This is a genomic window from Mycolicibacterium sp. XJ870 (assembly GCF_053483975.1).
Genome location: NZ_JBEFTI010000003.1, coordinates 338,009 through 354,867, shown reverse-complemented (window position 1 = coordinate 354,867; position 16,859 = coordinate 338,009). Strand labels below are relative to the sequence as shown.

15 protein-coding genes are annotated in these 16,859 nt (G+C 64.9%); 8 read left to right on the top strand and 7 right to left on the bottom strand.

Annotation, left to right across the window (positions count from 1 at the left end; translation table 11 throughout):
- Positions 1-71: 71 nt before the first annotated feature.
- The 4 genes from ABQF30_RS16515 to ABQF30_RS16500 all read left to right on the top strand — a co-directional run bounded on the left by ABQF30_RS16515 (position 72) and on the right by ABQF30_RS16500 (position 7,568).
- Positions 72-1,493, top strand: coding sequence for a condensation domain-containing protein (locus tag ABQF30_RS16515; RefSeq protein ID WP_448465604.1), 1,422 nt, complete (start codon positions 72-74; stop codon positions 1,491-1,493).
- Between the two features lie 77 nt (positions 1,494-1,570).
- Complete coding sequence (locus ABQF30_RS16510; protein ID WP_448465602.1) at positions 1,571-4,573, top strand: MMPL/RND family transporter; 3,003 nt, start codon at positions 1,571-1,573, stop codon at positions 4,571-4,573.
- Positions 4,574-4,639: 66 nt separating this feature from the next.
- Positions 4,640-5,776 carry an acyltransferase PE gene (gene pe / locus ABQF30_RS16505; RefSeq protein ID WP_448465600.1) on the top strand — a complete coding sequence of 379 codons (1,137 nt, stop codon included), beginning with the start codon at positions 4,640-4,642 and terminating at the stop codon, positions 5,774-5,776.
- Between the two features lie 40 nt (positions 5,777-5,816).
- Positions 5,817-7,568 carry an AMP-binding protein gene (locus ABQF30_RS16500; protein ID WP_448465598.1) on the top strand — a complete coding sequence of 584 codons (1,752 nt, stop codon included), beginning with the start codon at positions 5,817-5,819 and terminating at the stop codon, positions 7,566-7,568.
- Between the two features lie 2 nt (positions 7,569-7,570).
- Here the strand turns inward: ABQF30_RS16500 and ABQF30_RS16495 are convergent, their stop codons facing one another.
- Positions 7,571-8,221, bottom strand: a complete 651-nt coding sequence (locus tag ABQF30_RS16495) for a GAP family protein (protein ID WP_448465596.1) — start codon at positions 8,219-8,221, stop codon at positions 7,571-7,573.
- Between the two features lie 86 nt (positions 8,222-8,307).
- On the opposite strand from ABQF30_RS16495, the gene ABQF30_RS16490 reads away from it, so the two are divergent.
- Positions 8,308-8,793, top strand: coding sequence for a flavin reductase family protein (locus ABQF30_RS16490; RefSeq protein ID WP_448465594.1), 486 nt, complete (start codon positions 8,308-8,310; stop codon positions 8,791-8,793).
- 12 nt (positions 8,794-8,805) lie between these two features.
- Here ABQF30_RS16490 and ABQF30_RS16485 read toward each other — a convergent pair whose 3' ends face one another.
- From ABQF30_RS16485 to ABQF30_RS16465, 5 genes are all read right to left on the bottom strand, one after another.
- On the bottom strand, positions 8,806-8,967 hold the full coding sequence (locus ABQF30_RS16485) for a hypothetical protein (RefSeq protein ID WP_448465592.1): 162 nt from the start codon (positions 8,965-8,967) through the stop codon (positions 8,806-8,808).
- Between the two features lie 135 nt (positions 8,968-9,102).
- A complete protein-coding gene (locus ABQF30_RS16480) occupies positions 9,103-9,852 on the bottom strand; it encodes a succinate dehydrogenase/fumarate reductase iron-sulfur subunit (RefSeq protein WP_448465590.1) in 750 nt (249 codons plus the stop codon).
- Between the two features lies 1 nt (position 9,853).
- The gene (locus tag ABQF30_RS16475) at positions 9,854-11,770 is read right to left on the bottom strand and encodes a fumarate reductase/succinate dehydrogenase flavoprotein subunit (protein ID WP_448465588.1); all 1,917 of its coding nucleotides are present in this window, start codon (positions 11,768-11,770) and stop codon (positions 9,854-9,856) included.
- 30 nt (positions 11,771-11,800) lie between these two features.
- Entirely contained in the window at positions 11,801-12,622 is an 822-nt protein-coding gene (locus ABQF30_RS16470; RefSeq protein WP_448465586.1) for a succinate dehydrogenase subunit SdhC, read from the bottom strand.
- Positions 12,623-12,674: 52 nt separating this feature from the next.
- On the bottom strand, positions 12,675-12,971 hold the full coding sequence (locus ABQF30_RS16465; protein WP_448465584.1) for an Rv0250c family protein: 297 nt from the start codon (positions 12,969-12,971) through the stop codon (positions 12,675-12,677).
- Positions 12,972-13,082: 111 nt separating this feature from the next.
- Between ABQF30_RS16465 and ABQF30_RS16460 the strand changes: the two genes are divergently transcribed.
- Together ABQF30_RS16460 and ABQF30_RS16455 are read left to right on the top strand one after the other, a co-directional pair.
- Positions 13,083-13,844 (top strand): isocitrate lyase/PEP mutase family protein, encoded by a 762-nt coding sequence (locus tag ABQF30_RS16460; RefSeq protein WP_448465582.1) that lies wholly within the window; start codon positions 13,083-13,085, stop codon positions 13,842-13,844.
- Between the two features lie 125 nt (positions 13,845-13,969).
- On the top strand, positions 13,970-14,440 hold the full coding sequence (locus tag ABQF30_RS16455; RefSeq protein ID WP_448465580.1) for a hypothetical protein: 471 nt from the start codon (positions 13,970-13,972) through the stop codon (positions 14,438-14,440).
- A gap of 20 nt (positions 14,441-14,460) precedes the next feature.
- Here ABQF30_RS16455 and ABQF30_RS16450 read toward each other — a convergent pair whose 3' ends face one another.
- Entirely contained in the window at positions 14,461-15,369 is a 909-nt protein-coding gene (locus tag ABQF30_RS16450; RefSeq protein WP_448465578.1) for a DMT family transporter, read from the bottom strand.
- Between ABQF30_RS16450 and ABQF30_RS16445 the strand changes: the two genes are divergently transcribed.
- Entirely contained in the window at positions 15,368-16,780 is a 1,413-nt protein-coding gene (locus ABQF30_RS16445) for an aminotransferase-like domain-containing protein (protein ID WP_448465576.1), read from the top strand. The genes ABQF30_RS16450 and ABQF30_RS16445 overlap by 2 nt on opposite strands.
- Positions 16,781-16,859 lie beyond the last annotated feature (79 nt).

Genomic DNA, 16,859 nt, shown 5'->3' with positions numbered 1-16,859 from the left:
ATGTTGGGGCCGCAGTGAGTTCGGCCGTACCTGGAGCCGGCTGAGCGGGGAGTTTTGGGGAGGGCCTGGTTTTGCGCATCGGAAAGATAACTGTTGGCGCACTTGATGAATGGTCGCTGAACGCAGGTTCGGTCACCTCCTGGCACCCAACGGCCGCCGCTCAGGAAAGAGCGAAGCGAGCGCCGGTCAGTTCGGTGCCGGTTAGCTACATGCAGAGACAACATCTTCGTAACTACAGTGAGCGCACGGCCGCGGGATTGAACTTCTCCCGGCAGATCATCGCCAGCTGTGAAGTGCCCGGCCAATGTGACGTCTCGGCCATGGATCACGCCGTCAACACCTACCTTCGGCGGCACGACACATTCCGCAGTTGGTTCGAACAATCCGGTGATGGAGAGTTCATCCGGCATGCTCTCGAGGACCCGGCTGACATCGAATTCATGCCGGTCGATCAGGGCCACATGACGGCCGACGAAATACGCGCCCATGTCGTGGCCATACCGAACCCCTTGGAATGGGGCTGCTTCACCTTCGGAATTATCCAGAACGACGATTTCTTCACTTTCTTCGCCGCCATGGATCACGTGCACGGGGATGCCACGTTGATCGGCACGACGATGATGGAAGCCAACGGCATGTATTCGGCGATGAGTGGCAGCGGTCAGGCCCTCGCACTGCCCGAACCCGGTAGCTTCGACGCGTTCTGTGTCCGCGAGCGGGAGTACACGTCAGAATTGACCCTGGATTCGCCGGGTGTGCGCGCGTGGCTCGACTTCGCCGAGAACAACAGTGACGGCTTTCCGGAATTCCCACTGCCGCTGGGTAACCCGAACGAGTCGACCAGCAGTGCCTGGAGCTCTCAGGTCCTCATGGACTCAGCGCAGACCGAACGCTTCGAGTCGGCCTGCTCGGCGGCCGGCGCACGCTTTGTCGGCGGATTATTTGCTTGTCTGGGTCTGGTGGAGCACGAGTTCACGGGTGCTCTGACGTATTACGGGCTCACCCCCCGGGATTCCCGCACCGCCGGCGACAATTTCAATACGCAGGGTTGGTTCACCGGCCTGATCCCCATCACGGTGCCGGTCGCGGCGACCTCTTTCATCGATGCCGCGGGGGCCGCGCAGGCGTCTTTCGACTCCGGTCTTGACATGGCGAGAGTTCCGTACTATCGCGTTTTGGAGTTGGCGCCCTGGTTGAACTGGCCACGGCCGAACTTTCCGGTCTCGAACTTTCTGCACGGTGGCGCAGCACCGCTCAACGCCATCCTCGCGGCAGGCGACTTAGGCCTCGCAAACAATATCGGAATGTATCCGGACGACCGGTTTTCCTACCAATTGACGATCTATATCTTCCGCTACGGGGAGGGCACGGTCATGGCGATCATGCATCCCGACAACAAGGTTGCCAAGAAATCGGTCACGCGATACATGGACGCGATGCAGTCGGTGTCGGGACGGGTTGCTGACGTCGGCCACTGGGGACGCGTCGCGTAGCGGGAGCAAATCGATGGCGACGGAAGCTCCGCGGGCTCGACGCGGCTGCGCAACTCCGGCGCGAGGGTGAGGACGATATGAGACGGCTAGCTGATCTCGTGGTGCGATGGCCTTGGGCGGTGATCGGCGTCTGGCTCGCGATGCTGATCGCCCTGCCGTTGGCGTTCCCGTCCCTCGGCGAAATGGCCGCGAAGAATCCGCTCGCCGTGCTGCCCAGCGACGCCCCGTCGAGCATCACCGCTCAAAAGATGACTGAAGCGTTCCAGGAACCGGGAAACGACAACCTCCTGCTGGTAGCGCTGATCAACGAGGACGGGCTGGGGCCCGACGACGAGGCGTCCTACCGCAAGTTGGTGGATGCGCTCCACGACGACCAGACCGACGTAGTCAGCGTGCAGGATTTCGTCGCCACCCCACAACTGCGGAACTTCCTGACAAGTGAGGACAAGAAAACCTGGGTGCTGCCGGTGGGTCTGGCGGGTGAGCTGGGCACACCGCGGGCTTTCGAATCATTCAACCGGGTAGCTGAACTCATCAAGATCAATACCTCGGGCAGTCCGTTGACGGTGCACCTCACCGGACCCGCGGCCACCGCCGCCGACCTCACCGTCGCGGGTGAGCAGGATCGGCTGCCGATCGAGATCGCGATCGCCGTACTGGTTCTTGCCGTGCTGCTGTTGGTCTATCGCAGCGCGGTGACGATGCTGTTGCCATTGGTGACGATCGGGTCCTCACTGTTGATCGCGCAGGCACTCGTGGCGGGTTTCTCCCACCTGACCGGGGCCGGCGTCTCGAACCAGTCCATCATCTTCCTCAGCGCGATCATGGCCGGCGCCGGAACGGATTATGCGGTCTTCCTCATCAGCCGCTATCACGACCATCTGCGGTCGGGCAAGGATTTCGACGACGCGGTCAAGGCCGCGATGAACTCGATCGGGAAGGTGATCGCCGCATCCGCGACCATGGTCGGGCTGACGTTTCTTCTGTTGAGCTTCGCGCAAATGGGAGTGTTCAGAACGGTCGGAGTGTCGTCGGCGATCGGGATCGGCGTCGCATTCCTCGCCGGCGTGACCCTCCTACCGGCGATCCTGGTGCTCGCCGGGCCGCGCGGGTGGGTGAAGCCGCGGCGCGAACTGACCGCTCGATTCTGGCGGCGTTCCGGGATCCGCATCGTGCGCCGGCCGGTGACGCACCTGGTTGCGAGTTTGGTCGTATTGGGCCTGCTGGCCGGCCTCGCGATCTTCGCGCGCTACAACTATGACGATCGCAAGGTCGTAGAGGCCTCGGCCCCGAGTTCGATCGGGTACGCCGCGCTGGAAAGCCATTTCCCCATCAGTCAGTCCATCCCCGAATACATCCTCATCCAGTCGCCGCATGACCTGCGTACCCCGCGGGCCCTGGCGGATTTGGAGCAGTTGGCCTCACGTGTCGCGCAGTTGCCTGATGTCGGTCTGGTCAGCGGTATCACCCGGCCACTGGGCGACGTGCCGCCTGAGTTCAGGGCCACTTATCAGTCGGGGCTCGTCGGTGCCCGGCTGGCAGACGGCTCCGCCCAGATTGACCAGCGCTCCGGGGACCTCAACCGACTGGTGGCCGGGGCCGACACGCTGGCCGACAGCCTGGCTGACGTGCGCACACAGATCAATCAGATCTTGCCCAGTATCCAGAGCGCGGTCGATGAATTCTCCTCGGTGCGAACCGAATATGGCGGCGACAAGCTGGTGCGGGACGTCGATACCGCTGCCAAGCTCGTCGACAGCATCAACGCGCTCGGCAATTCCATGGGCGTGAACTTCTCCGCCGTCAAGAACTATTTCGCCTGGATCGGTCCAGTATTGACCGCACTCCAAGGCAACGCGGTCTGCGACGCCAATCCCTCGTGCGCCGACACCCGCTTGCAGTTTCAGAAACTGGTCGACCCACGTAACGAGGGAAACCTCAACGAGATCAACGATCTCGCGCACCAGCTCCAGGGCGTCGAAGACAGGCAGACGCTCAACGCGACGGTGACAAGGCTGAACAAAGCGCTGGCAAGCGTCACCAAGGCGGCCAATGCCATGGGAATGAACAAGCCCGGCGGTGCGCAGGCGGGCTTGAAGGACCTGCAGCAAGGCGCCAACCGCCTGGCCGGCGGAAGTCGGGAAGTGGCGGGCGGTGTGGATGAAGTCGTCAAACAGGTGAAAGTGATATCCGCCGGACTCGACGAGGCATCGGCATTTCTGCTGACGATGCGGCATAACGCCGCGGATCCGTCACAGGCGGGGTTCAATATCCCGGCCCAAGTGCTGGGTCTTCCGGACTTCAAGAAAGCCTCGCAGGCGTTCATCTCCCCGGATGGCCGCTCGGTGCGCTATCTGGTGCAAACCGAACTCAACCCGTTCAGCTCCGAGGCGATGGATCAGGTCAACGCGATCCAGGACACTGCTCGAAGCGCCCAGCCGAACACCACGCTGGCCGACGCCGAGATATCGATGGGTGGGTTCCCCGCGGCTCTGCGGGACACCCGTGACTATTACCAGCAGGACATCCGATTCATCATCATCGCGACTCTCATCGTCGCCCTGCTCACGTTGATGGTGCTGCTGCGCGCGGTCGTCGCACCTCTTTATCTGGTCGGTTCCGTCGTGGTCTCGTATTTCGCGGCTATCGGCATCAGTGTCCTGGTGTTCCAGTTCCTCCTCGACCAGCAATTGCACTGGAGTGTGCCGCCGCTGGCCTTCGTGGTGTTGGTCGCGGTGGGCGCCGATTACAACATGCTTCTCGTGTCGCGAATGCGGGACGAGTCTCCGCGCAGCATTCGCTACGGCATCATCCGCACATTGAGTTCCACGGGCGGTGTGATCACCGCGGCGGGTCTGATCTTCGCCGCCTCGATGGCCGGTCTCATGTTCTCCAGCATCGGACTGGTGGTCCAAGGCGGTTTCGTGATCGGTGTGGGCATCCTGCTGGACACCTTCTTGGTGCGCACCATCACGGTGCCCGCCATCGCGACACTGGTCGGCCGGGCGAACTTCTGGCCGTCACGAGTGGAAGGGGGCCGCGCACGTGAGGAGCAAATCGGGGAGAAGTTGCGCACGTGAGGACGGCGAGCGCGCACGCGTGATGTATGTGAAACTACGAAACGAAGAGGGCGGGCAGGGGTCGAGATGAACAAGCTACTCGCAGGACTCACAGTACTGGTAACTGCCGGTGTCACAGGATGTTTCGGTGTCGGGTCGGCGAGCGCCGATGACACGCAGACCTCCGGCACGTCGAGCGGCGGGAAGCCGCTGCCCTCGCCGGGAGACCCCGGGACCGCGTATGCCTTGGGCGGCGCGCATGTGCTGGGCATCCCCTACGACGAGTACATCCGTATGACAGGCGAGCACTGGTTCCCCGGCATGAATCGGGTGAAGGTCGACTACCCGGCAGGACAGGTTCAGGGCCACACCCTGGAACGTCTCTTCCCAGGTATCGGTGCGATCGGTGAGCAGATCCATCCGGGCCTGGGTCTCGACGGCCCCAGCATCGGCGAGTCCGTTGTCGAGGGAGAGGGAAACCTCGACGCAGCCCTCCGCAACGGCGGCCCCGGAACCGCGATGGGGCTGTCGGAGGGAGCGCTGGTGCTCAACGCCGTGAAGGCGCGACTGGCCAATGATCCGACTGCTCCGCCGCCAGATCAGCTGAGCTTCGCGACGTTCGGCGACCCGATTGCCAAGCATCCCTTCGGTGAGAGCTTCCTGACCCAGATGTTTCCCGTCGGCAGCGTCGTGCCGTTCATGGACTACCCCATGCCGGCTCCCGTGGAGAGTCAATACCACACCGACCAGTTCATCTCCGCCTACGACAGCATCGCCGACTGGCCGGATCGACCGGACAACCTGTTTTCTGTCGCCAACGCCATTGCGGGCCTGGCTACCGGGCACACCGCGATTGCGTTCACCAATCCGAGCAATGTTCCGCCGCAGAACATCAGGACCACGGTCAACTCAAAGGGCGCGACGACGACGACCTACCTGGTTCCCGAAGAGCACCTTCCTCTGGTGTTGCCCTTCAAGTACCTCGGGTACGACCAGAACACGCTGAACCAGCTGGACGCGATATTGCTGCCCCGGGTGAATGCCGGCTACTCGCGACACGACGATCCAGCGACCGCACCGGTCACAGTGGACCCGGTGAACGGCTTCGACCCCGCGGAAGTCACCGCACCGGCCAACAATGCGACGTTCGGCGGCGGCACCGATCCCATTTCGGAACTCGTCAACGGTGCGATGTCCTTCCTGAATCCTCAAGGCGCAGGCTGACGGTGAGCCGACGGATTCGACGAGTTACGGACGTGATGTGATGTCTACTCCCCGATCAACCATTCTCTCGATGCTGCACGGACGTGCCAGCTTGCGCCCAGACGACGTTGCCTTCACCTTCACCGATTACGTCCACAACCCGGACGGCGTGGTCGCGAGTCTGACCTGGTCGCAGCTGTCGCGCCGAACGATGAGTGTCGCGCGTGAGATCCGCCTTCACGGATCGGTCGGGGACCGGGCGGTGATCCTGGCCCCGCAGGGCCTGGAATACATCCTGGCTTTCCTGGGCTCCATGCAGGCCGGGTTCGTCGCCGTTCCGCTTCCGCTGCCTCATCGAGGCTCGAGTCATGACCGCGTGACTACGGTCTTCGCCGATACGAAGCCGTCGGTGGTTCTCACGACGTCTGCGGTCGCCGAGGATGTCGGGGGGTACGTGGATGAGTCACGTATGAACACCGCGCCGAAGCTCGTCGAGATCGACTCGTTGAATCTGGACTTTGACGCCGAAGATGGACCGAGCCTCGAGACGGCTGAGTTCCCGAGCACGGCGTATTTGCAGTACAGCTCGGGTTCGACCCGGCTGCCGACCGGGGTGATGATCTCGCACCGCAACCTCCAGGTGAACTTCGAGCAACTGATGCGCAGCTTCTTCGCAAATGCGCACGTCAAATCCACAAGCGATTCCACGTTCGTGTCGTGGTTGCCCTTCTATCACGACATGGGTCTGGTCCTGGGCATCTGCGCACCCATCCTGAGTGGCTATCCCGCTGCGCTGACGAGCCCGGTCGCGTTCTTGGAAAAGCCGGCCCGCTGGATTCAAGCCCTGGCTCAGAATCCTCGTGCTTTCTCGGCGGCGCCCAACTTCGCCTTCGATCTGGCCGCCCGCAAAACCAAGGACAGTGACATCGCCGGGCTGGACCTCGGCGGGGTGGTGGGCATCATCAACGGAGCCGAGCGTGTCGAGCAGGCCACTTTGGAACGCTTCGCAGATCGATTCGCTCACTTCAACTTCCGGGACCACATGCTGCGTCCTTCGTACGGACTGGCGGAGGCGACCGTCTTCGTGACCACCGGCAGCTGGAGTGAGTCAGCGGAAGCTGCTCACTTCGATGTCGACGAATTGTCGGCGGGCCGCGCCAAGAGGTGTGCGGCGGGAGCAGGCTCAGCGCTCGTGAAATACGCGCTGCCGCGGTCACCCGAGGTGCGGATCGTCGATGTCGACACCAACCGGGAATGCGCGCAGGACGTGGTCGGCGAGATCTGGGTGCATGGCGACAACGTCGCTGCCGGCTACTGGAGCAGGCCGCCGGAGGAGCAGCGGTGCTTTGGCGCAACGCTCGTCGACCCGAAGCCCGGCACTGTTGACGGACCATGGTTGAGAACCGGCGATTTGGGCTTCATCTCGGATGGTCACCTGTTCATCGTCGGCCGCATCAAGGACCTGCTCATCATCCGCGGTCGTAATCATTATCCCGAGGACATCGAGGCGACGGTCCAACAGATCACCGGCGGCCGGGTCGTGGCGATCTCTGTTCCGGTGAACAGCACCGAAAAGCTGGTTACCGTCATGGAAGTCAAGAAACGAGGAGATTCCACGGGAGAGGTGATGCACTGGCTCACCGGGATCAAGAGCGATGTCACCTCCGCGATCTCGAATGCGCACGGGTTGAATGTCGGGGATCTCGTGCTGGTACCTCCCGGGTCGATTCCCACGACGACGAGCGGCAAGGTGCGGCGGGCCGCGTGCGTCGAGCAGTACCGCCAGGACGAATTCACGCGCTTGGACGCTTAGCCTTAAATCGCGGCCAATCCCGCGACGAGCAGTACACAGCCGATCGCAGCCAGCACGGCGGCCATCTTGCGGTGGCGCTGCGTCTGCAGCCAGTCGTGCAGTGCGGACAGTGTGGCGCGGGTGCGGTCCGGCGCAACGAAGTAGGAAACCAGCGGGATCTCCACAAGCGCGAATGCCACCACGTTGAACAGCAGTAGAGCGCTGACTTGGGTGGCGGCCGCGGCGCCGGAGGCGACGATGAGTGCCAGCGCGGCGAGATAATCGACGGACGGCAGCGCGATGCCGACGCCGGCGACGCCCGCCGTCCACAGCGAGCGGCCGTTGAGCAGTTGCCGGGTGCGCGTCGCGACCAGTCCAGGCGCTTTGTCAGGCCTGCGTTCCCGCACGCCCGTCGCCACCACTGCGGCGGCGGCCAGTATCACCGCGCCGACCACGATCTGCACCTTGGGCAGGGTGAAGTGTGCTGATCCCAGCGCGGGCCGCAGCAGAAAGAGCACGACGACGCCCACCGCGGTGCCCATCGCGAAACCACCGGCCAGGAAGGCGAGTAGCTGCAGGCCCGGTCGGGGCCGGTTGAGCATCAGGACCGTCATGCCGATCCGGAACGGCTCCAGGCTGACCGCAACGGCCATCACCAGCAGCGGGATCCACATCGCGGGTCACGTTACCGGTAAGGCCTCCCATCTCACGGGCCATGGGGTGCCCGTCGCGCACGGCTACGTGTGAAGATGGAGGTGATATGAGCGCAACAGATCTGAGCCCGACGTCGCTGCGTGAAGCGTTCGGCCACTTCCCGTCCGGTGTCATTGCGATCGCGGCGGAGGTGGACGGCACTCGCGTCGGCCTGGCCGCCAGCACCTTCGTGCCGGTGTCCCTCGATCCGCCGCTGGTGTCTTTCTGTGTGCAGAACTCATCGACCACCTGGCCCAAGCTGAAGGATCTGCCATCGCTCGGGATCAGTGTGCTCGGTGAATCCCACGACGCCGCCGCCCGCACCCTGGCCGCGAAGACGGGTGACCGGTTCGCCGGCCTTCAGACGGAGTCACGCCAGAGCGGCGCGTTGTTCATTCACGGCACCAGCGTGTGGCTGGAGAGCGCAATCGAGCAACTGGTGCCCGCAGGCGATCACACGATCGTCGTGCTCCGGGTCAGCGACATCACGGTGCATGACGACGTGGCACCGATCGTCTTCCACCGCAGCGCGTTTCGCCGGCTGGGTGGATAGCCTGTAAGGCGGCTACGGGCGCTGCGCGAGCTCTTCGCGATACCGAGCGATGCGCTCTTCGATCTCGCCGGCGTCGGCTGGACGACCCTCCTTGCGGGCCAGTTCGGCCCGGGCAGAAAGTTCCCGGATCGCCGTGCGAATGTCATTGATGCTGTGGGTATGTCCCATACTCATCGAGCTGCCTTTCGACGGGGATTGGCTGCTGTTTTGAGCCTACGCGCATAGCAGTACCCCGCCGAGCAGACAGAGAATCGCACGAATCCCATAGAGAACGTGCGATTCTGTGTCTGCTCGCGCAGGAGCTGAGGGCTACCGCCTGAAAAGCTTGTTGCCCAACCACACAACCGGGTCGTACTTGCGGTCGGCGACCCGTTCCTTCATGGGGATCAACGCGTTGTCGGTGATCGCGATGTGCTCGGGGCAGACCTCGGTGCAGCACTTGGTGATGTTGCAGTAGCCCAGCCCGTGCTCCTCCTGCGCCATGTCCTTGCGGTCCAGGACGTCGAGGGGATGCATGTCGAGTTCGGCGATCCGCATCAGGTACCGCGGCCCGGCGAACGACTCCTTGTTCTCCTCGTGGTCACGGACGACGTGGCACACGTTCTGGCACAGGAAGCACTCGATGCACTTGCGGAACTCCTGGCTGCGCTGCACATCCACCTGCTGCATGCGGTAGTCGCCCGGCTGCAGGTCCTTCGGCGGGGTGAAGGACGGGATCTCCCGGGCCTTCTCGTAGTTGAACGACACGTCGGTCACCAGGTCGCGCATGACAGGGAAGGTGCGCAGCGGGGTCACCGTGACTGTCTCGTCCTCGCCGAACGTCGACATGCGGGTCATGCACATCAGCCGGGGGCGGCCGTTGACCTCCGCGGAGCACGAGCCGCACTTACCCGCCTTGCAGTTCCACCGGACCGCGAGGTCAGGCGCCTGGGTGGCCTGCAACCGGTGGATGATGTCGAGCACCACCTCGCCGTCGTTGACCTCGACGGTGTAGTCCTTCAGTTCGCCGCCGTCGTCATCTCCGCGCCAGACCCGCAGGCTCGCTTCATATGCAGCCATCTCAGCCTTTCCGTTCGGGGTGCTCGGCCAGTTCGGCGTCGGTGTAGTACTTCTCCAGTTCGGAGAGCTCGAAACACGCCAGCAGGTCCGATCGCATCGGAACCTGCTCCTCGGCTGTCACCGTGACCCGCGGGACCATCGCCTCGGCGGTCGCGACGTCGGTGGTCCGGCACACCAACAGCGTGTTGCGCCAGTTGGCGTCCATCTCCGGGTGATCGTCGCGGGTGTGCCCGCCGCGGCTCTCGGTGCGCTGCAGCGCGGCCTTGGCGACACACTCGCTGACCAGCAGCATGTTGCGCATGTCGATCGCGAGGTGCCAGCCGGGGTTGAAAACACGTCCGCCCTCGACGGTGACGCTCTGTACCCGCTTGCGCAGTTCCTCGAGCTTGTCCAACGCCTCCTGGATCTCCTCCTCCTTGCGGATGATGCCGACCAGGTCGTTCATCGTCTGCTGGAGTTCGGCGTGCAGCGTGTACGGATTCTCCGGGTTCGGATGCTCGTCGTACGGCGCCAGCGCCATCTTGGTCGCCTCGTCGACAGCCGCTTGAGACACCGTCGGCCGGTTGTCCAGCGCGCGGACGTAGTCGGCGGCGCCGAGCCCCGCCCGCCGGCCGAACACCAGCAGGTCGGACAGCGAGTTGCCGCCGAGCCGGTTGGAACCGTGCATGCCGCCGGAACACTCGCCCGCGGCGAAGAGTCCCGGTGTGCTGGCCCCGCCGGTGTCGGGATCCACCTCGATTCCGCCCATGACGTAGTGGCAGGTCGGTCCGACCTCCATCTCGTCCTTGGTGATGTCCACTTCGGCCAGCTCGATGAACTGGTGGTACATCGAGGGCAGTCGGCGCTTGATCTCCTCGGTCGGCATACGCGAAGCGATGTCGAGGTAGACGCCGCCGTGAGGCGACCCACGGCCGGCCTTCACCTCGGCGTTGATGGCGCGTGCAACCTCGTCGCGGGGAAGCAGGTCAGGGGTGCGGCGGGCGGAGTCGTTGTCCTTGAGCCACTGGTCGGCCTCTTCCTCGGTCTCGGCGTACTGGCCCTTGAACACCGAGGGGATGTAGTCGAACATGAACCGCTTGCCCTCGGAGTTCTTGAGCACTCCGCCGTCACCGCGGACACCCTCGGTGACCAGGATGCCCTTCACCGACAGCGGCCAGACCATGCCGGTCGGGTGGAACTGGATGAACTCCATGTTGATCAGAGCGGATCCGGCCCGCAGCGCCAGGGCGTGGCCGTCGCCGGTGTACTCCCATGAGTTGGACGACACCTTGAAGGACTTGCCGATGCCGCCGGTCGCGAGCACCACCGCGGGGGCCTCGAACAGGATGAAATTCCCGGTCTCACGCCAGTAACCGAAGGCGCCGGCGATCCGCTCACCGTCTTTGACGAGATCGGTGATGGCACATTCGTGGAAGACCTTGATCCGGGCCTCGTAGTCGCCGAGTTCGCGCTTGTCCTCCTGCTGCAGCGACACGATCTTCTGCTGCAGCGTGCGGATGATCTCCAGGCCGGTGCGGTCACCGACGTGGGCCAGCCGGGGATAGGTATGGCCACCGAAGTTGCGTTGGCTGATCCGGCCGTCCTTGGTGCGGTCGAACAGCGCACCGTAGGTTTCCAGCTCCCAGACTCGGTCCGGCGCCTCCTGCGCGTGCAACTCGGCCATCCGCCAGTTGTTGAGGAACTTGCCGCCGCGCATGGTGTCACCGAAGTGCACCTGCCAGGAGTCCTTGGTGTTGACATTGCGCATCGCCGCGGCGCAGCCGCCCTCGGCCATCACCGTATGCGCCTTGCCGAACAGCGATTTGGTCACCACCGCCACTCGCAGACCGCGTTCACGTGCCTCGATCACCGCGCGCAAACCCGCCCCGCCGGCACCGATCACGACAACGTCGTAGGTGTGCCGTTCGAGTTCAACCATTAATCCTCGCTTGCTTTTTGAGTGTTATTGCTAGCCAATGAATCTGAGATCGGAGATGGTGCCGCTGGCCACCAGCATCACGTAGAAGTCGGTGAGCACCAGGGTGCCCAGGGTGATCCAGGCGAACAGCATATGGCGGGTGTTCAGCTTGCTCACCTGGGTCCACATCCAATATCGGACAGGGTGTTTGGAGAAATGCTTGAGCCGGCCGCCGACGACGTGCCTGCAGGAATGGCAGGACACCGTGTAGACCCACAGCAGGATCACGTTGACGGTGAGGACGACGTTGCCCAGTCCGAATCCGAAGCCCGACGGCGAGTGGAACGCGACGATGGCGTCGTAGGTGTTCACCACCGAGATGAGCACCGCGGCGTAGAAGAAATACCGGTGTGCGTTCTGCAGGATCAACGGAAGCCGGGTTTCCCCAGTGTATTTCGCGTGTGGCTCGGCCACCGCGCAGGCGGTCGGCGACTGCCACACCGACCGGTAGTAGGCCTTGCGGTAGTAGTAGCAGGTCAGCCGGAAGGCCAGCAGGAACGGCAGCGAGATGAAGGCCATCGGGATGAACCACGGCAATTCACCGACCCACTGTCCGAAGTGGCTGGATCCCGGCGCGCAGGCGGTGCTCACGCACGGCGAATAGAACGGCGTCAGATAGTGGTAGTCCTCTACCCAGTAGGCGCTGCCCCAGAATGCCCGGACCGTGGCGTACACGACGAACGCCGCGAGCCCCAGGTTGGTCAATAGTGGTGCCTGCCACCAACGGTCGGTCCGTAGGGTGCGTTCCGGGATCTGGGCTCGGGTGGACGAGAAGACCCCGGTCGCACGACTGTCAGCGGTGGGTGCGCTCACGGTTCCCTTTCTGAGGTTCAGTTGTTGCGGTGGGCCTCAAATGCCCACGCGCTCATCGATATCCGCCGAGGCCTTCGTCGGCGACGTCCTGCCAGAAGTCGCTTCCGTACTGGGTGTCGGGGATGGCGATCTTCTCGTTGCTCTCCCGCGGCCGGGTGACACCGTGGCGCATCTCCAACTCTTCGGCGTCGATGTCGAGGCGCTCAATGTCGTTGAGGATGCGTTCGGCATCATTGACGACGCGACGCGTGGCCGGGGAGTCCCCGTACTTCGAAGCCAGCGTGGTGACGCAACGACGCATGTCGCCGATCAGGTTGTGCAGTTCGGCGAATTCGGTTGTATTGGACAAGGGTGACCTCCTTGGGCTGAAGGGTGTCATGGCTCACAGTACGACAATTAATGCTAGCCACATCAGTCAGTTGAGGGTGACACAGGTCACGTTGAGAGGTCGGAGATTTGCATGTTGGCTCAACAGGTTCTGCAAGAGCGGGCTACGGCGCTGCTGGCGATGCACCAGCCCGGAAATCCGGTAGTTCTGCCCACGGTGTGGGACGCCTGGTCGGCGAAACTGGCGGTCGAGGTGGGGTTCGCCGCGCTCACCGTCGGCAGCCACCCGGTCGCCGATTCGATCGGCAAGGCCGATGGCGAGGTGATGTCGTTCGAGGATCTGCTGACCCGGGTCCGGCAGATCACCGCTGCGGTTGAGGTTCCGGTCTCGGTGGATATCGAATCCGGCTACGGCGAACAGCCGGCTCGGCTCATCGAGGGCCTGCTGGACGCCGGCGCGGTCGGGTTCAATCTCGAGGACACCGTGCACAAGGACGGCGGTCGGCTGCGCACGTCGGCCGAGCATGCCGCACTGGTGGGCGAGCTGCGTGCGGCATCCGACGCGGCCGGAGTGCATGTGGTGATCAATGCTCGGACCGATCTCTTCCTCCGCAACGATGGTGACGATGCCGACCGCGTCGACCGCGCGATCGCCCGGTTGTCCGAGGCGGCTGCGGCAGGGGCCGATTCGCTGTTCCCGGCCGGCCTGCGTGACCCGGAAGGGTTGGGGCGCTTTACTTCTGCGGTGCCGCTTCCGGTCAGTGTGACGGTGCCGCCGGACACCGCTGACCGTGCTGAGCTGGCGGCGCTCGGCGTCGGCCGCATCACCTTCGGGCCGTTCTTGCAGTGGTCATTGGGGGCACGGGGAACGGAAATCCTGGCGCGCTGGATTTAGTCGGTTGGGGGTAACCCGTGCGGGAGGTGTCCTGTCCGTAAATAATGGGAGCCGTGGGGGTCACGACGAGCAGGCAGGACATATCCATGGGCAGGCGCAGGATGTATGCAGCGACGGTGGCGCCCATGGCGGTGGCTGTTGCGATGCTGAGCGGGTTCGGCGCCGGCACTGCCACGGCGGATTCTCCGGGCATGACGACGGCGCCACTGCAGAACCTGATCCGGCAGTGCGATTTCGTCGTCGAGCAGTTCCTCGTCGGGCACGGCACCGGCACCGGCTCGGGGTCCGTCGACATCGGCACTCCTGACCCAGGCACCGTGCGCGCCGATGTGCACCTGCAGACCGCGCACCGGAACACCGCGTATCAGGTGCGACTGATCCAGCTGCCGCGGTCGGCTGCGGCCCACTGCAACGCCGGCGCTCCGGGGGTGGCGACCGCGGTGATGCACACCGACGCCGCGGGGACCGGCTCCACCACGGTCACCGGCCCAGTCCGACCGGGCGCCACCGACGCCTTTGTGGTCGTCGAAGGTCCCCCGGCCCCCGGCAAGGTGCGCGGCGATGTGTACAGCACGACCGTACTCGTCAAGATCTGACAGCCGGAAACCGAAGGCATTCAGCGCATTCGGGTCCGCACGGCAAGGCCTGCGCACGCGATGACGGCTGCTCCACCCAGCACGGTCACCCAGGTGAGCCCCTCGTGCAGCATCAGTGCCGCCCAGCACAGCGTCATCACCGGCTGCACGAGTTGGACCTGGCTGACCTGAGCGATCGGCCCGATCGCCAGGCCGCGGTACCAGGCGAAGAAGCCGAGGTACATGCTGACCGCGGCCAGGTAGCCGAACGCCGCCCACTGGTTGGCGGTGGCGTGCGGTGGCTGCTGGATGACGGTCACCGCCGTCAGGATGACCATGACGGGGGCACCCACGATCAGTGCCCAGGACACGGTCTGCCACGCGCCGAGTTCCCTGGCGAGCAGGCCGCCCTCGGCATAGCCGATCGCGGCCGCGATGACGGCCCCGAACAGCAACAGGTCGGGCCAGCTCAGATGGCCGAACCCCCCGCCGTGCAGCATCGCGAACGCGACGGCGGCAACAGCGCCGATCGCGGCCGTCACCCAGAACATCAGCGGCGGCCGTTCGCGCCCGCGCAGCACCGCCGCCACCGCGGTCGCCGCAGGTAGCAGTGCTATCACGACGGCCCCGTGGCTGGCCGGAACGGCTGTGAGCGCGTAGGAGGTGAGCAGCGGGAATCCTGCGACGATGCCGGCGGCCACCACTGCCAGGCGGATCCACTGACGGCCGCGGGGTAGTGCCTGCCTGGTCACGAGGAGTGCGATGAGAGCGAGCAGTGCGGCGGCCACGGCGCGTCCGGCGCCGATGAACATCGGCGACAATCCGCCGACTGCGACCCGGGTGAAGATGACCGTGAACGAGAATGCGGTGACTCCGAGCAGCCCCCACCACAGCCCGGCGTGGGATAACGGTGACCGCGTCTGCGCAGTAGCGCTACTCTGATCCAACATGGATAACGATAGCACCGACCGGATCGTGTCGGGCCTGCGGCAGTGGATCACCACCGCGGTCCCGGGTGCACAGCTGCCGTCCAACCGGGCTTTGGTGGCCCGCTACGGCGCCAGCCCGGTGACCGTCGCCAAGGCGATGCGGGCGCTGCGCGGGCTGGGACTGGTGGAGAGCCGCCCCGGGGTCGGGACGTTCGTGCGGGCGGTCCGCACGGCGCGACCGCCTGACTACGCTTGGCAGACGGCGGCATTGAGGTCACCGCACGCGCGCATCCCGGCACTGGCCACGCCGATGCGCAGCGGCGCGCCCGACGCGATCGCACTGCACTCCGGCTATCCGGACCGAGAACTCCTGCCGCAGCGCCTGGTGCGGGCCGCGCTTGCGCGGGCCGCTCGGGGGGACACGGCACTGAGCCGGTCGCCGGCAGCCGGGCTGCCCGAGTTGCAGGCGTGGTTCGCCCAGGAACTGGCCGAGACGGTCCCCGCCGGCATCGCCGTGCCCACTGCGCGCGACGTGATCGTGCTGCCCGGCAGCCAGGCCGGGCTGAGCTCGATCTTCCGTGCCCTGGTGGGATTCGGGCAGCCGTTGCTGATCGAATCACCCAGCTATTGGGGCGCGATTCTGGCGGCGGCCCAGGCCGGGGTGCGGGTGGTGCCGGTGCCCAGCGGTGTCAGCGGGCCGGACCCCGATGAGCTTGCGCGGGCCTTCGTAGAGACCGGGGCCAGGGTGTTCTACGCGCAGCCTAACTTTGCCAATCCCACTGGTGCGCAATGGAATAGAGCGGTGCTGCAGCAGGTGCTCGATGTCGTCCGGGCGCACGGTGCCTTCTTGATCGAGGACGATTGGGCGCATGATTTCGGCATCGACAACCTGGCGCGGCCGGTGGCAGCATCCGACGACGCCGGCCACGTCATCTATCTGCGGTCGCTGACGAAGAGTGTCTCGCCGTCGATCCGGGTGGCCGCGATGGTGGCCCGGGGTCCCGCGCGGGACCGGATCCTGGCCGACCGTGGTGCGGAATCGATGTATGTCAGTGGCTTGCTGCAGGCCGCCGCGCTCGACGTGGTCACCCAGCCGTCCTGGCGGACCCACCTGCGGGATCTGCGTCAGCAGCTGCAGGTGCGGCGTGATCTGCTGATCTCCGCGCTGGCCAGGCACGCGCCCGGCGCGCAGTTGGAGCATGTGCCCCCCGGCGGACTGCACCTGTGGCTGCGCCTGCCCGACGGAACCAACGTCCACCGGCTGGTGCGTGACTGCGAAGCCGAGGGAGTTCTCGTCGCGCCGGGCACGGAGTGGTTTCCCGCGGAGCCGGCCGCCCCATTCCTGCGACTCAACTACTGCGGGCCGGATCCGCAGCGCTTCGCCGAGGGGGCCCGGGTCATCGGCCAGGCACTGGGTCGTCAACTGGGATAACCGGACCTCACCGCCGCGCAACCTCACATGCGCGGGCCGTGGGCCGTGAGGACACCGTGACGGGCGCTTCACACAGCGC

Coding starts and splice junctions, on each gene's coding strand:
- ABQF30_RS16510 (WP_448465602.1), top strand. CDS start 1,571: ATGAGACGGCTAGCTGATCTCGTGGTGCGATGGCCTTGGGCGGTGATC.
- pe (WP_448465600.1), top strand. CDS start 4,640: ATGAACAAGCTACTCGCAGGACTCACAGTACTGGTAACTGCCGGTGTC.
- ABQF30_RS16500 (WP_448465598.1), top strand. CDS start 5,817: ATGTCTACTCCCCGATCAACCATTCTCTCGATGCTGCACGGACGTGCC.
- ABQF30_RS16495 (WP_448465596.1), bottom strand. CDS start 8,221: ATGTGGATCCCGCTGCTGGTGATGGCCGTTGCGGTCAGCCTGGAGCCG.
- ABQF30_RS16490 (WP_448465594.1), top strand. CDS start 8,308: ATGAGCGCAACAGATCTGAGCCCGACGTCGCTGCGTGAAGCGTTCGGC.
- ABQF30_RS16485 (WP_448465592.1), bottom strand. CDS start 8,967: ATGAGTATGGGACATACCCACAGCATCAATGACATTCGCACGGCGATC.
- ABQF30_RS16480 (WP_448465590.1), bottom strand. CDS start 9,852: ATGGCTGCATATGAAGCGAGCCTGCGGGTCTGGCGCGGAGATGACGAC.
- ABQF30_RS16475 (WP_448465588.1), bottom strand. CDS start 11,770: ATGGTTGAACTCGAACGGCACACCTACGACGTTGTCGTGATCGGTGCC.
- ABQF30_RS16460 (WP_448465582.1), top strand. CDS start 13,083: ATGTTGGCTCAACAGGTTCTGCAAGAGCGGGCTACGGCGCTGCTGGCG.
- ABQF30_RS16455 (WP_448465580.1), top strand. CDS start 13,970: ATGGCGGTGGCTGTTGCGATGCTGAGCGGGTTCGGCGCCGGCACTGCC.
- ABQF30_RS16445 (WP_448465576.1), top strand. CDS start 15,368: ATGGATAACGATAGCACCGACCGGATCGTGTCGGGCCTGCGGCAGTGG.
- ABQF30_RS16450 (WP_448465578.1), bottom strand. CDS start 15,369: ATGTTGGATCAGAGTAGCGCTACTGCGCAGACGCGGTCACCGTTATCC.